Raw genomic sequence first — 13,213 nt, forward strand, 5'->3', positions numbered from 1 at the left:
GTCGCCGCATGGACCGCAGACGCTTCCTCACTGGGGTCGGGACCGGGGTCGCCGTCGGAATCGCGGGCTGTCTCGACGGGGACGGCGGCGACGACGGGCCGGACCGACCGTTCCCCGACGCGGAGTGGCGAGACGAGGACGGGCTCGACGTGGCGGCCCTCTCCGAGAGCCACGTCGAGTCGCTCGTCGACGCCGGGGGCGTCACGCTGTTCTCGACGGCGGAGACGACTCACGACGGGGACGCGGAGCCGACGCCGTGGCTCCCCTCCCAGGAGTACGAGTCCGTGTACGACCTCGAAAACGGACGCCAGTACGTGCGACAGGAGCTGACGGAGGCCGAATCGACCGACGTGGCGGAGCTGTACGTCGCCGACGGCGAGGCGCTGGTCCGTCAGCGGATCGGCGACGAGACGCAGTACGGCCGTCAGCCGGTGGACCGGCCGGCCGACTACCTCGAAGAGGCGATGCGCGCGGAGGTCGTGACGGGTATCCGCGTCGAGGGGGAGACGACGAGCGGCGAGGCGGAGTACGAGGGGCTGAACCTGTGGAACCCGACGAGCGACGGCGAGGGCGAGGTTCGCGGCGAACCGACCGCGCGGTTCACCGCCGACGCGTTCGAGGGCGACCGGAGCGTCCCGGAGACGGTCGAGACGGCGTCGGCGACGGTCCACGTGTACGAGTCCGGCGTGGTGCCGCGCCTCGAGCAGTCGTGGGCGGGCGAACACGACGGCCGAGAGGCGACCGTCGACGTCGACATCGACTACCGCGATCCGGGCGCGACGGTGTCGGAGCCGGACTGGGTCGAAGCGGCGCGCGAGGAGACGAGCGCCTGACTCTCGGGCGCGTTTCCGGGTGCGTCACGGGTTCCCCCCACGTACAGAAACGACGGGCGCTCTCGTCGGCTTACCGGCTCAACGGGAGCGAGCGTCCGTCGTTTTCGTTTCGTCGGTCCGCAAAACACTCTCAGAACGGACGAGAGGTACCGTTCGAGCGATCTGAGGGCGTTTCTCCGTGTCGAAAGACGACGCTTAAGTAGCTCCGTTCGGAAGTGGATGTACGATGGCGAACGGCAAATACGCGGCCCGTAAGCTCAAACAGGACCGGCAGAAGCGCCGCTGGTCCGACTCCGAGTACGCTCGGCGAGAGCGCGGGCTCAAGAAGAAGTCCGACCCCCTCGAGGGCGCCCCGCAGGCTCGCGGGATCGTGCTGGAGAAGGTCGGGATCGAGGCAAAGCAGCCGAACTCGGCGATTCGAAAGTGCGTCCGCGTCCAGCTCATCAAGAACGGGAAGCAGGTCACCGCGTTCTGTCCCGGTGACGGCGCCATCTCGTTCATCGACGAGCACGACGAGGTCACGATCGCCGGGATCGGCGGGGCGAAGGGTCGCGCGATGGGCGACCTCTCCGGCGTCAACTACAAGGTCGAGAAGGTCAACGGCGTCTCCATGATCGAACTGGTTCGCGGAAACGCGGAGAAGCCCGTCAGATGAGCGGAGAGGAGACCGAGGCGCCGTCCGACGAGGACGTCGCCGCCGACGAGCCGGAGCCGGACGCGCCCGCGTCCAGCGAGGCCGCCAACGAGAACGCCAAGCTGTTCGGCGTGTGGGACGTCACCGAGATCGCCTACGAGGACCCCTCGACGAAGCGGTACATGACCGTGACGCCGATCGCGCACACCATGGGCCGTCACGCGTCTAAGCAGTTCAAGAAGTCCGAGATCTCCTTAGTCGAGCGGCTGATCAACCGCCTGATGCAGACCGACGAGAACACGGGCAAGAAGCAGCAGGCGACGCGGATCGTCCGCGACGCCTTCGACATCATTCACGAGCGGACCGAGGAGAATCCGGTCCAGATCCTCGTGACGGCCGTCGAGAACGCCGCGCCCCGCGAGGAGACCGTCCGCCTGAAGTACGGCGGCATCTCCGTCCCGAAGGCGGTCGACGTGGCGCCCCAGCGCCGCGTCGACCAGGCGCTGCTGTTCATCTCCGACGGCGTCGCCAGCGCGACGTACAAGTCGACGACCTCCGCCGCCGAGGCGCTCGCAAACGAGCTCGTCACGGCCGCGGACTACGACGCTGAGCGCTCCTACTCCATCTCACAGAAGGAGGAGCGCGAGCGCGTCGCCGCCGCGGCCCGCTGACGCGACGACGTCAGCCGGCCGACCGACGCCGATCGGATTTCTCTCTTTCCACGCCTCCGAGTCGCGACCCCGTCCGGGCCCGACCAACAAAATCGCCGACTCCCGTCCATCCGCGTCAGCGTTCGCGGCAGACGTACAGAGACGGCGATATTTATTTGTAGGTCCTCCAGAGACACGTTCGCTGTATGGCAAACACTGTCATGCGGTCCTGGCGACGGTATCGGGCGGTGCCGATCGTGTATCGCATCGGAGTGGCGTTCGTGCTCGGCTCGGTGTTCGGGCTCGTCGTTGGGCAGCCGGCGACGGCGCTCCAGCCGCTCGGCGACCTGTTCGTGAACCTCCTGAGCATGCTCATCGTGCCGATCGTCGTGTTCACGCTGTTGATGGGGGCCCGGCGGCTCTCACCGAGCAACCTCGGGAAGATCGGCGGGCAGGTTGTCGCGCTGTACGCCCTCACCTCGGCCGCGGCGGTCGGCTTCGGACTGCTGGTTGCGAATCTCATCGATCCGGGAGTGAACCTCGAACTGGGTGACGCGGAAGCGCAGACCGCCGAGGCGCCCGATATCGTCGAGGTGATCTTGGGAATCGTCCCATCAAACCCGATCGGCGCGATGGCGTCCGGGGACATCCTCCCGACCATCTTCTTCGTCATCGTGTTCGGGCTCGCGCTGGCGCTCGTCGAGCAGTCCACCGACTCGTCCGACATCCGCGACGGCGTCAAGTCCTTCTACGACCTCGCGGAGGCCGGCGCCGAGGCGATGTTCAAGGTCGTCTGGGGCGTCATGGAGTACGGCGTGATCGGGGTGTTCGCGCTGATGGCGGCGGTGTTCGGCGAGGCCGGCGTCGACGCGATCGTGCCGTTCGCCCTGCTGATCGCCGCGCTGGCGATCGCCGTCGTCGCGCACATCGCGGTCGTTCACCTCGGAATCATCGTCCGGCTGCTCGCCGGACAGTCGCCGGTGGCCTTCCTCGTCGGCGGACGCGACGCGCTGATCACCGCGCTGTCGATCCGCTCGTCGAGCGGCACGCTCCCGGTGACGATGGCCAACGCGGACAACAACTTCCACATCGACGAGGGCGTCTACAGCTTCTCGCTGCCGCTCGGCGCGACCATCAACATGGACGGTACCGCCCTGTATCAGGGCGTCGCGGCCGTCTTCGCCGCGAACCTCGTCGGCGTCCAGCTGTCTCTCGCAGAGCAGCTGACGGTCGTCCTCGTCGCCGTGCTGGCGAGCGTCGGCGCGGCGGGCGTCCCGGGGACCGGGCTCATCATGCTGACGCTCGTGTTAACCCAGCTCGGACTCCCGCTCGAGGTCGTCGGGTTCGTCGCGGGCGTCGACCCGATCTTGGACCGCATGCGGACGATGACAAACATCAGCGGCGACCTGGCGGTCACCACGATCGTCGCGAAGTGGAACGACGCCGTCGACTTCACGCAGGGCGCGTGGGTCGGCGAGAGCGGCGAGCCCGGCGTCGCCGCTGGGGACGATTGAAAAAGGGAGAAAATCGGACCGACCGAGCGGTCGGCGTCGGCAGTCGCCTCAGTCGTCGGCCGGCGCCGCGCCGGAGCCGTCGTCGGCGTGCTGCTGTTTGACCCACGAGAGCTTGCCGCCGGCCGCGAGGATGTCGCGCTCGCGCTCGGAGGCGTCGAGGTCGGCGGTGAACTCCCACTCGCCGTTGACGCTCACGGTGAACTCCTCCTGCCCGGAGGCGACGCCCGCGGGCACGTCGTCGACGATCTGGAGGTCGTCGCCCTGGTCGATCTTCTCGTACGTCTCCGCGTCGATCGCGAGCGGGACGATACCGAAATTGAACAGGTTCGCCTTGTGGATGCGGGCGAAGCTCTGCGCGAAGACCGCCTCGATGCCGAGGTACATCGGGCAGAGAGCGGCGTGCTCACGCGAGGAGCCCTGGCCGTAGTTCTCGCCGGCAACGAGGACGCCGCCGTCGGCGTCGAGCGAGCGCTGCGCGAAGGTGTCGTCGACGCGCGAGAGCGTGAACTCGGAGAGCTTCTCGATGTTCGAGCGGAACTTCAGGATATCCGCGGTCGCCGGGATGATGTGGTCGGTGGTGATGTTGTCCTCCATCTTGAGGAGGGCCTCGCCGCCGTCCACGTCGATCCCGTCTTTGAGCGGCACGTCGCCGATGTTCGGGCCCTTGACGAGGCCGTCGTCGATCGCCTCGTCGGGCGAGATGATGTCGGAGTCGGACTCACCCATGCCGGGGCCGTACTTCGTCCCCATCTCGAGGCCGGGCGCCTCGAGGTCGCCGAGGTCGTCGGCGAGGTCGCGCGGGTCGACGATCTTTCCGGTGATGGCCGCCGCGGTGGCGACCTCGGGCGAGCAGAGGAAGACGGAGTCGTCTTCGATGCCGGAGCGACCCTCGAAGTTGCGGTTGAAGGTGCGCAGCGAGACGGAGTCGGAGGCGGGCACGTGACCGATGCCGATACACGCGCCGCACGTCGCCTCGGAGAAGTTGACGCCGGCCGCCATCATCTCCGCGGTCCAGCCCTCGCGGGCCAGCATCTCGGAGGCCTGCTTGGAGCCGGGCGCGACGATCATCTCGGTGCCCTTGGAGACCTCGCGGCCCTCCAGCATCTTCGCGCTGGGGAGGATGTCCTCGTAGGCGCCGTTCGTACAGGAACCGACGATGACCTGCTCGACGTCGGTGCCCTCGTACTCGCTGACGGGGGCGACGTTGTCGGGCATCGACGGCGCGGCCACGAGCGGCTCGAGCTCGCCGAGGTCGACTTCGATGGTCTCCGCGTACTCCGCGTCGTCGTCGGGCTGAAGGTCGACGTACTCCTCCTCGCGGTCCTGGCGCGCGAGCCAGTCCTTCGTCTTCTCGTCGGTCGCGAAGATCGAGGAGGTGGCGCCGAGCTCGGTGCCGAGGTTCGTGATCGTGGTCCGCTCGGGGATCGTGAGCTTCTCGGCGCCGGGGCCGGTGTACTCGAAGATCTTGCCGACGCCGCCCTTGACGGTCAGCTCGCCGAGCAGGTGGAGCGCCACGTCCTTGGCGGTCGCCCACTCGGGGAGCTCGCCCTCCAGGTGGACGTTGACGACTTCCGGCATCTCGACGTAGTAGGGGCCGCCGCCCATCGCGACGGCGATGTCGAGCCCGCCCGCGCCGATCGCGAGCTGGCCGAGTCCGCCGGGCGTCGGCGTGTGCGAGTCGGAGCCGAGCAGCGTCTTGCCGGGCGCCGCGAAGTTCTCCTTGTGGACCTGGTGGCAGATGCCGTTGCCGGGCCGGGAGAAGTACGCGCCGTACGTGCCGGCCGCGGAGCGGAGGAAGCGGTGGTCGTCGGTGTTCTTGAAGTCGAACTGGTACGTCTGGTGGTCGCAGTACTGCGCGGCCAGCTCCGTCTGGACCTCGTCCAGATCGAGCGCCTCGAACTGGAGCCACACCATCGTCCCCGTGGTGTCCTGCGTCAGCACTTGGTCGATCTCGATACCGATCTCCTCGCCGGGCGTCAGCTCGCCCTCGACGAGATGGTCATCGAGGATTTTCTCAGTAATCGTCTGTCCCATATCACGCAAAGATGGCTCTCCCGTGGATATAAAACCCGCGAGTTTTTTGCAAGATCGACCGTGTTAGATCGGGAGAAGCGGCATTTATTACTGAATGATCGGCGTGGTATCACTACCCATGAGAGAAATAGGCGTAACGAGTGTATAAGGCCAATAAAGGCCCATACCTCCCGAAATCAGTGGTTTGAGCGAGACCGCGATCGGGGCGATCGGCGTCGCGGTCGCGGGCGACACCGTTTAGTCTCGCCCGCGGGTCCGGTCGAGCATGTTCGACTCGGGAGCGACGGTCGCGGCGGCGCTCGACGCGGGCGGCGCCGACCTCAGCGAGGCACAGCGACAGCCGAACGGTGTCGACCTCACCGTCGGCGCGGTGTTCGAGCAGACGGAACCGGGCGCGATCCGCCGCGACGGGAAGCGGGTCGGCGAGCGCGAAGAGCTGGAGCCGGAGGACGGGGCGTACCGGCTGGACCCGGGCACGTACGTGGTCCGGTACGGCGAGCCGGTGCGGATCCCCGACGAGCGGATCGGGTTCGTGCTCCCGCGGTCGACGCTGCTGCGCAACTCCTGTACCCTCGACACCGCGGTCTGGGACGCGGGCTACGAGGGCGTCGGCGAGGGGCGCCTCGACGTGGGTCACGCGATCGAAATCGAGCCGGGGGCGCGGATCGCCCAGCTCGTGCTCGCGACCGCCGACCACGACGGGACCTACGACGGGGAGTATCAGGGGGAGCGGCTGTAGGTCGATCGGCGACGGCGCTCGCGGCGATCGCTGCCGCTGGCGGTGACGCGAGACCGCGTATCGGACGCTGAGAGTCGCCGGCGCGAACTGGACGCTGAGAGTCGCCGGCGCATACCGGTCGCTCTCGGGTGGTAAAGGAACGAACGGCACGCCCGTGCCGGAAAAAGTGGCACGGGCGTGCCGTTCAGTAGGTCCCCGCTGACGCTTCGGCCCTCCAAGCGAAGCGTCACCTGAAATAACCGGTGGAATCCACTTAAACGTGCCGGGGGCGGCAGAGCTGTCGTATTAGGAACCGGCGAGATCTTCACAACACCGGGTCGGACGGGGTCCGGTCACTGCTTCGCCGGGTGGTCGTCGCGGAGCCGCGACTGGCCCGGACCGAGAAGCCGTTCGCGGAGGGTCCCGTCGCCGCGCGGCGACGCTCCCGCGTCGTCCGGGTCGGGGACGAGTCCGCGCTCGCGGAGTTCGGGGACGACGAGATCGACGAAGTCGGTCAGCGAGTCGGGGCGGACGACCTCCTTCACGTTGAAGCCGTGGACGCCGACCGACTCGTGCCAGTGCTCCAGCTCGTCGGCGACCTGCTCCGGGGTTCCGACGATCGTCGGTGAGGTGGTGCCGAGCCCGCAGAACTCGGCGACCTCGCGGACGGTCCACTCGCGGTCCGGCTGGGCCTTCGTGAACGCGTTCATCGTCCCCTGTATCGCGTCGGTCTCGATGTGTTCGACCTTCTGGTCGGGGTCGAGCTCCGACAGGTCCATGTCGAGGAACCCCGACAGGAGCGCGAGCGTCGCCTCCACGTCGACGTGGTCGGTGTACGCCTCGTACTTCGCCTCGGCGGCCGCCTCCGTCTCGCCGACGACGGGCACGACCCCGATGAAGAACTTGAGGCTCCCGGGGTCGCGCCCGTGCTCGGCCGCGCGCGATTTCACGTCCGACACGTACTCGCGGACGCCCTCCTCGGTCGGCTGGCTGGCGAAGACCGCCTCGGCGTTCGCGGCCGCGAACTCCCGCCCGCGGTCCGACGAGCCCGCCTGGTAGATCACGGGCGTGCGCTGCGGCGAGGGCTCGCAGCCGTGGGGGCCGGGCACCGAGAAGTGCTCGCCCTCGTGGTCGATCGCCGAGACCTTCTCCGGGTCCGTGTACCGGCCCGCCTCGCGGTCGACCTCGACGGCGTCGTCGTCCCACGACTCCTCCCAGAGCTTGTAACAGACGTCGAGGAACTCGTCGGCCCGGTCGTAGCGCGTCCGCTTGTCCATCCGCTCCGACAGTCCGAGGTTCTCGGCGGCCGACTGGAGGTAGGAGGTGACGACGTTGATCGCGACCCGGCCGTCGGTGAGGTGATCGAGCGTGGAGAACTCCCGCGCGAGCTGATAGGGATGGGTGTAGGTGGTCGAGCGCGTGATCGCGAAGCCGAGGTCGTCGGTCACCTCCGCCATCGCGGGGACGACGAGTTGCGGGTCGCTCGCGGGCGTCTGGACAGCCTTCTCGACGGCCGTCTCGCGGGCGTCGCCGTACACGTCGTAGATCCCGCGCACGTCGGCGAAAAAGACCGCGTCGAAGCCGCCGCGCTCGGCGGTGCGCGCCACCTCGGTCCAGTAGCCGCGGTCGGCGTACTCCGGCGACCGGTCGCCGGGGTAGGTCCACGACCCGGGCGAGACGTGCTCGACCGACGCCATGGTGAAGAGGTTGAGAGACAGGTGGTCTGACATGGACCGCAGTACGCGATCGGCGGGTAATACCCCACAGAAAGGGGCGGCACTTGTCGGCGTCGGAGACGCGTCGGCCGAGAGCGGCGAGAGAGGGGGATCCGGGCTACGGCGACGGCGCCTCCGGCGAGGAGACGTACGCGGCGAAGTCGGAGGTGGTGATGATCCCGATCGGTTCGTCGCCGTCGACGACGGGGACGTGGTGGAACCCGTGTTCGACCATCGTCGCGGCCACCGCCGAGACGGAGTCCTGCGCGCCGGCCGTGATCGGGTCCCGAGTCATGTACCGCTCGACGGTCGTCTCGGCCTTCGGCTGGCTCTTCGCGACGATGTCGACGAAGTCGGTCGTGGTGAGGATACCGACTAAGGCGCCGTCGTCGACGACGAGCGCCGAGCTGATGTCGTTGTCGAGCAGCACGGCCGCCGCGTCCTCGACCAGCGTGTCCGGCGTCACCGTGTGAATCTCGCTCGTCATCAGCCGTGCGACGAACACGTCTTCGATGTCGTCCATACGTAGGGGTCCGTCCGTCGGCGTATAAAGCGTTGCCACGCGGAACGGCGACGGCGCTCACAGGAACCGCGAGAGCCCGGACTGGCGGCGCGGGCCGTCGCCGTCGGGGGCCGCGACCCACGCGGTCCGCTCGTCGCGGAGGCGGTCCCGGTCGGTCGCCGGGGGATCCGCCGGCACGTACTCGTCACAGGGCGCGCCGCAGTCGCGGCCGGGATCGACCACCCGGTCGAACCGCTCGCAGTACGGGCGCCCGTCGGCGGTCGTCGTCGCGCGGGCGCAGGCCGGCGGGTCCGGGCGCCATCCCTTCCCGTAGGCGCGCTCGGCGATCCGGCGCCGTTTCCGCGCCTTCGCAGCGGGATCGACGAGCGTCACGTCGGTCCGGAGCGCGCGCTCCTCGCGGATCTCGACGCCGGGCGCGGCGGGGTCGAGCGGGGTCGGCTCTCGGACGACTTCGCGTTCCCCCGTCTCGGGGTCGAACCGCCAGACGCCGATCGCCTCGGGGATCCGGTTGAGGTGCGCGCGGGTGACGTAGGAGGCGGTCGCGAGCACGACCTCGTCGAACAGCCCGAGCGCGGCGTCGTATCGGAGTTGGGCCGCCAGATCGCCGGGCGTCCCGAGGTCGGGCTTGTTCTCGATCGCGGTCAGCGAGCCGACCCAGTCGTCGGGGTAGCGGGCGGTCGCGCGCACGACCGGCCGCCCGTCGCGGCGCTCGCGCTCGAGGTAGCCGATCTCGGCCGCGCGCTCGGCGGCCGCCTCGGCGCGGTCCGGCGGGAGGTCGAACGCCCGCGTGAGGGGGACCGCTTCCCCGGGCCCGACCGCCGCCTCGATCGCGGGGTCCGGGATCCGGTCGGGCGTGATCGCCGCGCGCCGGTCGAAGTTCGGGCCGGGCGTCAGCACGCAGACGTCGACGATCCGGCCGCCGGGGTTCTCGATCCCGGCCCCGAGCTGACGGGCGACGACGCGGGTCGGGGATTCGAGCGCGGCGCACAGCGCCAGCTCGAACCGGAACTCCATGGGAGCGGAAGGGGCGCGGACGGGTAAAGCGCGTCGGCGCCGGCGGGGGAGGGGACGACCGGAGGGCGGACCCCTCCGCGGTCGAAACCGGTATTCCCCGCCGGCGCCAACGGCGACCATGCGCCGGGTCACCCGGAACCTCCTCGTCGCCATCGCCCTGATCGCCGTCGCCCTGCTCGCGCTGGGGGCGCTCCCGAGTTACCTCGGGAGCGGCGACCCCTACTACCTCACCGCCGAACCGATCGAGACGAACGAGACTGCGGCCGACGTGAACAACGTTTCCGACCGGCGGTACCCGTACCTCACGGGCGCGATCGCGAGCGACGACGGGCGCTCCGAGGGGTATCAGACCGGTCCGTACGGCGTGAAGGAGTGGTTCACCCACACCCCGTTCGACGAGGTCGACGCGCTCACTCAACAGGTACCGGAGGCGGCGACCGACGACGGGGTCCGCGTCCGCCGCGACGGGCGGGTCTACCACGTGGAGGTGGTACAGCCGTGAGCGACGACCTCCGCGACTGCGGCGACCTCGCCGACCTACCGGCCTTCGACGACGGGCGGACCCACTCGCTGCCCGGCGAGCCGGAGTGGCCGGTCCGGGAGGTCGCCGTCGAGTACGACCCGGGGTGGTTCGTCGGCGGGTACGACCGCGTCGAGCAGCCCGACGGAACGGAGAAGAAGTACTACTGGGCGGAGCTGTCGCCCGCGACGGTCGTGATCGCGGTCGCCGACGACCGGGTGCTGTTCGTCGAGCAGTACCGCCCGACCGTGCGGAACACCCAGTTGGAGCTCCCCGCGGGGATCGTCGAGCCCGGCGAGTCGTACACCGCCGCTGGCGCGCGCGAACTCGCCGAGGAGACCGGCTTCGCGCCGTCCTCGACCGCGCTGCTCCAAGAGGTGTGGTGTTCGACCGGAGTGCTCCGGCACAAGCGCGGCTACGTGTTCGCCGAGGGGTTGGACCCGGTCGACGTCGACCACGACAGCAACGAGTTCCTCGTCCCGCGGACGGTCCCGGTCGACGAGGCGCTGGAAGTCGCCCGGGAGCCGCCGACGAACGACGCGACGCTGGAGGGGTTGCTGTTGGCCGAACACGAGGGGCTCCTGTAGAACTCGACGCGCGTCCAGTTCCCCGCGCCGACGGGGAGGTATTAGTCGTCTCGGTCCCAGACTCAGCCCATGAGCCGGACCTCGGACCAGTCGGTGTTGCTGTCGGACGACCCCCCGCTCGACCTCCGCCTCTCGGACGCGGAGCTGGAGAACGCCCGCGGTCGCATCGTCTCCTTCATCGCGGATCTCGTCGACGACGCGGGCGCAGAGGGCGCCGTTCTCGGCCTCTCCGGCGGGATCGACTCGACGCTGACCGCCCACCTCGCCGTCGAGGCGCTCGGCGAGGACGGCCTCCACGGGATCACCATGCCCGCCGAGGTGAACGATCCGGACGTGATGAGCGACGCCGAACGCGTCGCTCACGACCTCGGGATCGAGTACGACGTGGTCGAGATCCAGCCGATCGCGGAGTCCGTCTTCGACGCGGTCCCCGAGGCCGCCGACGACCGCATGGCGACGGGCAACGTCTACGTCCGGACCCGCGCGGTGGTGAACTACTTCGTCGCCAACGCCGAGAACCGGGTCGTGCTGGGGACCGGGAACCGCGCGGAGGCGATGACGGGCTACTTCACGAAGTACGGCGACCAGGCGGTCGACTGCAACCCCATCGGGAACCTGTACAAACAGCAGGTGCGCCAGCTGGCCGCCCACGTCGGCGTCCCCCGCGATCTGGTGATGCAGGAGCCGACGGCCGGCATGTGGGAGGGCCAGACCGACGCCGAGGAGATGGGGCTCGACTACGACACCGTCGACGCGATCCTGGCGGTCCACGTCGACGGCGGGCTCTCGCGGGCGGCGACGGTACGGGAGCTCGACGTGCCCGAGGAGGCCGTCGACCGCGTGGTCGAGCTCTCCGAGCGCAGCGCTCACAAGCGCTCGATGCCGCCCGCCCCCGAACGCTAGGCGTCGGTTGCGCGGGAAACGGGGGAGACGGCGTGAACCGGAAAAGTCGATCGGTGGTTTCAGGCGTTCTGTGCCCGTTCTTTCGCGACTTCGGCGATCCCGGCGTTCGCCGAGCAGTTCGGACACGCGTGTATCCGGCCGCGGGCGTCGGAGAACACCCGGGCGAATCGTTCGGAGACGTGCGCCTCGCAGTGCTCACACGTCGGCATAGTGGGGAGCGGTATCGTGGATCATGTTCGGTACGTATTCACTTGGTGCTACGGCCTCAAGACGCCTTTCCGAATTCTTTCCCAAATTCGACCCAAATCGGGAGCAGAGAGCGACGAACGCCGGGTGAGCGGCGATCCCGAAAGAGAGCGAGAGGAGAGACCGACGGGGACCGAAAATCGACGAGCGGACGCGTCGACTGCGGTCAGAAGTCGCGGAGCGCTTCGAGAACGTCGTGTGCGGAGCCGTCGTCGATGACCTCGCGGGCCGCCTCGAGGCCGTCCTCGATCGAGTCGGCGTCTCGGCGGGCGTAGATCCGGAGCGCGGCGTTGACCGCGACCGCGTCGGCGAAGGGACCGTCGCGCTCGCCGGTCAGCACGTCCTCGGTGATCTCGGCCGATTCGACCGCGACGTCGTCGACCGCGAGGTCCGCCTCTTCGAGGTCCATCCCGTACTCTGCGGTCTCGATCTCGAAGTCGTCGAAGGAGGCGCCCTCGCTGCCGGCGTCTCCACCTTCGGCTTCCTCTCCGCCCGCGGCGTCCCACTCGGCGACCTTGGTGTAGCCGGGGCGCACGTCGTCGTACCCCTCCATCCCCTGGAACATGAGGACGCGGTCGAGGTCGTGGAACTCGCTTTCGACGAACGTGTCGACCACCTTCTTCGCGAACGCGAGGTGGTAGAAGGAACCGAGGTGGACCGACGCCCCGGACGGGTTCGCCAGCGTCTCGATCGTGTTGACGAACGTGCGGACGCCCATCTGGTCGCGGCGGTCGAACAGGTCGTCGATCGCGGGGTTGAACGCGGGCTGGTAGTAGAAGCCGAAGCCGGTCTCGTCGACCATGTCGGCGGAGTCGCCGGGCGTCAGCTCGGTGTGGACGCCCAGTTCGTCCAAGACGTGTTTGTAGGCGTCCTGCTTCTGCGTCGGGACGCGGTCGCCGGAGTGGACGACGACGGGGGTGCCCGCGGCGGCCGCGACGACGCCGGCGGCGACGCCCAGGATCGCGGAGCGTCCCTTGCCGTCGTAGTTGGCGCCGCAGTCGACGGGGTCGGCGTCGGGCTCGGCGTACTCGACGCGCTCGCACATCACGTCGACGTACGCGCCCAGCTCCTCGGGCGTGTTCCGCTTCCAGCGGTTCGCGAGCCAGAACGCCCCGAGCGTCGTCGGGTCGGGCTCGTCCGCGAGGATGCGCTCGAACGCCTCGGTCGCCTGCGCGCGCGTGAGGTCGTCGGCCGACTTGTGACCGGAGCCGCAGACCTCGGTCATCAGCCGTTTGAGGGGCCAGTCGCCGAACTCCTGAGTCGCCTGAGCCATACGCCTCGTTCGGGACCTCGGGCGAAAAGTCCCTCGCTCGGCTCCCGAG

The 13,213-nt window shown here is 69.1% G+C and carries 14 protein-coding genes; 8 read left to right on the top strand and 6 right to left on the bottom strand.

Annotated features, from left to right (window positions below):
* The first annotated feature begins 8 nt into the window (after positions 1 to 8).
* The 4 genes from C469_RS08055 to C469_RS08070 all read left to right on the top strand — a co-directional run bounded on the left by C469_RS08055 (position 9) and on the right by C469_RS08070 (position 3,631).
* Positions 9 to 833 (top strand): DUF7537 family lipoprotein, encoded by an 825-nt coding sequence (locus C469_RS08055; protein ID WP_008005484.1) that lies wholly within the window; start codon positions 9 to 11, stop codon positions 831 to 833.
* Between the two features lie 226 nt (positions 834 to 1,059).
* Complete coding sequence (locus C469_RS08060; RefSeq protein ID WP_004048726.1) at positions 1,060 to 1,488, top strand: 30S ribosomal protein S12; 429 nt, start codon at positions 1,060 to 1,062, stop codon at positions 1,486 to 1,488.
* Positions 1,485 to 2,138, top strand: a complete 654-nt coding sequence (locus C469_RS08065; protein WP_008005486.1) for a 30S ribosomal protein S7 — start codon at positions 1,485 to 1,487, stop codon at positions 2,136 to 2,138. The genes C469_RS08060 and C469_RS08065 overlap by 4 nt, the downstream gene beginning before the upstream one ends.
* Before the next feature lie 185 nt (positions 2,139 to 2,323).
* Positions 2,324 to 3,631 (top strand): dicarboxylate/amino acid:cation symporter, encoded by a 1,308-nt coding sequence (locus C469_RS08070; RefSeq protein ID WP_049911158.1) that lies wholly within the window; start codon positions 2,324 to 2,326, stop codon positions 3,629 to 3,631.
* Between the two features lie 48 nt (positions 3,632 to 3,679).
* On the opposite strand, the gene C469_RS08075 is transcribed toward C469_RS08070, so the two are convergent.
* A complete protein-coding gene (locus tag C469_RS08075) occupies positions 3,680 to 5,665 on the bottom strand; it encodes an aconitate hydratase (RefSeq protein ID WP_008005490.1) in 1,986 nt (661 codons plus the stop codon).
* A 265-nt stretch (positions 5,666 to 5,930) separates the two neighbouring features.
* Between C469_RS08075 and C469_RS08080 the strand changes: the two genes are divergently transcribed.
* Entirely contained in the window at positions 5,931 to 6,404 is a 474-nt protein-coding gene (locus C469_RS08080; protein WP_008005493.1) for a deoxyuridine 5'-triphosphate nucleotidohydrolase, read from the top strand.
* A gap of 332 nt (positions 6,405 to 6,736) precedes the next feature.
* Here the strand turns inward: C469_RS08080 and C469_RS08085 are convergent, their stop codons facing one another.
* From C469_RS08085 to C469_RS08095, 3 genes are all read right to left on the bottom strand, one after another.
* Positions 6,737 to 8,113, bottom strand: a complete 1,377-nt coding sequence (locus tag C469_RS08085; protein ID WP_008005494.1) for an NtaA/DmoA family FMN-dependent monooxygenase — start codon at positions 8,111 to 8,113, stop codon at positions 6,737 to 6,739.
* 103 nt (positions 8,114 to 8,216) lie between these two features.
* Positions 8,217 to 8,621: a CBS domain-containing protein gene (locus tag C469_RS08090; RefSeq protein WP_008005495.1), complete on the bottom strand. Its 405-nt coding sequence runs from the start codon at positions 8,619 to 8,621 to the stop codon at positions 8,217 to 8,219.
* 57 nt (positions 8,622 to 8,678) lie between these two features.
* A complete protein-coding gene (locus C469_RS08095; protein WP_008005497.1) occupies positions 8,679 to 9,635 on the bottom strand; it encodes a DUF5787 family protein in 957 nt (318 codons plus the stop codon).
* Between the two features lie 118 nt (positions 9,636 to 9,753).
* On the opposite strand from C469_RS08095, the gene C469_RS08100 reads away from it, so the two are divergent.
* From C469_RS08100 to C469_RS08110, 3 genes are all read left to right on the top strand, one after another.
* Positions 9,754 to 10,137, top strand: a complete 384-nt coding sequence (locus tag C469_RS08100; protein WP_008005499.1) for a hypothetical protein — start codon at positions 9,754 to 9,756, stop codon at positions 10,135 to 10,137.
* Entirely contained in the window at positions 10,134 to 10,742 is a 609-nt protein-coding gene (locus tag C469_RS08105) for an NUDIX hydrolase (RefSeq protein ID WP_008005501.1), read from the top strand. The genes C469_RS08100 and C469_RS08105 overlap by 4 nt, the downstream gene beginning before the upstream one ends.
* A gap of 69 nt (positions 10,743 to 10,811) precedes the next feature.
* Complete coding sequence (locus C469_RS08110; protein ID WP_008005504.1) at positions 10,812 to 11,645, top strand: NAD+ synthase; 834 nt, start codon at positions 10,812 to 10,814, stop codon at positions 11,643 to 11,645.
* 59 nt (positions 11,646 to 11,704) lie between these two features.
* Here the strand turns inward: C469_RS08110 and C469_RS17190 are convergent, their stop codons facing one another.
* Both C469_RS17190 and C469_RS08115 read right to left on the bottom strand, forming a co-directional pair.
* Complete coding sequence (locus tag C469_RS17190) at positions 11,705 to 11,854, bottom strand: DUF7563 family protein (protein WP_008005507.1); 150 nt, start codon at positions 11,852 to 11,854, stop codon at positions 11,705 to 11,707.
* A 203-nt stretch (positions 11,855 to 12,057) separates the two neighbouring features.
* Positions 12,058 to 13,164: an anthranilate phosphoribosyltransferase gene (locus tag C469_RS08115; RefSeq protein ID WP_008005509.1), complete on the bottom strand. Its 1,107-nt coding sequence runs from the start codon at positions 13,162 to 13,164 to the stop codon at positions 12,058 to 12,060.
* Positions 13,165 to 13,213: the final 49 nt, after the last annotated feature.

Source organism: Halorubrum lipolyticum DSM 21995, assembly GCF_000337375.1.
Classification (GTDB): domain Archaea; phylum Halobacteriota; class Halobacteria; order Halobacteriales; family Haloferacaceae; genus Halorubrum; species Halorubrum lipolyticum.

Coding starts and splice junctions, on each gene's coding strand:
- C469_RS08055 (WP_008005484.1), top strand. CDS start 9: ATGGACCGCAGACGCTTCCTCACTGGGGTCGGGACCGGGGTCGCCGTC.
- C469_RS08060 (WP_004048726.1), top strand. CDS start 1,060: ATGGCGAACGGCAAATACGCGGCCCGTAAGCTCAAACAGGACCGGCAG.
- C469_RS08065 (WP_008005486.1), top strand. CDS start 1,485: ATGAGCGGAGAGGAGACCGAGGCGCCGTCCGACGAGGACGTCGCCGCC.
- C469_RS08070 (WP_049911158.1), top strand. CDS start 2,324: ATGGCAAACACTGTCATGCGGTCCTGGCGACGGTATCGGGCGGTGCCG.
- C469_RS08075 (WP_008005490.1), bottom strand. CDS start 5,665: ATGGGACAGACGATTACTGAGAAAATCCTCGATGACCATCTCGTCGAG.
- C469_RS08080 (WP_008005493.1), top strand. CDS start 5,931: ATGTTCGACTCGGGAGCGACGGTCGCGGCGGCGCTCGACGCGGGCGGC.
- C469_RS08085 (WP_008005494.1), bottom strand. CDS start 8,113: ATGTCAGACCACCTGTCTCTCAACCTCTTCACCATGGCGTCGGTCGAG.
- C469_RS08090 (WP_008005495.1), bottom strand. CDS start 8,621: ATGGACGACATCGAAGACGTGTTCGTCGCACGGCTGATGACGAGCGAG.
- C469_RS08095 (WP_008005497.1), bottom strand. CDS start 9,635: ATGGAGTTCCGGTTCGAGCTGGCGCTGTGCGCCGCGCTCGAATCCCCG.
- C469_RS08100 (WP_008005499.1), top strand. CDS start 9,754: ATGCGCCGGGTCACCCGGAACCTCCTCGTCGCCATCGCCCTGATCGCC.
- C469_RS08110 (WP_008005504.1), top strand. CDS start 10,812: ATGAGCCGGACCTCGGACCAGTCGGTGTTGCTGTCGGACGACCCCCCG.
- C469_RS17190 (WP_008005507.1), bottom strand. CDS start 11,854: ATGCCGACGTGTGAGCACTGCGAGGCGCACGTCTCCGAACGATTCGCC.
- C469_RS08115 (WP_008005509.1), bottom strand. CDS start 13,164: ATGGCTCAGGCGACTCAGGAGTTCGGCGACTGGCCCCTCAAACGGCTG.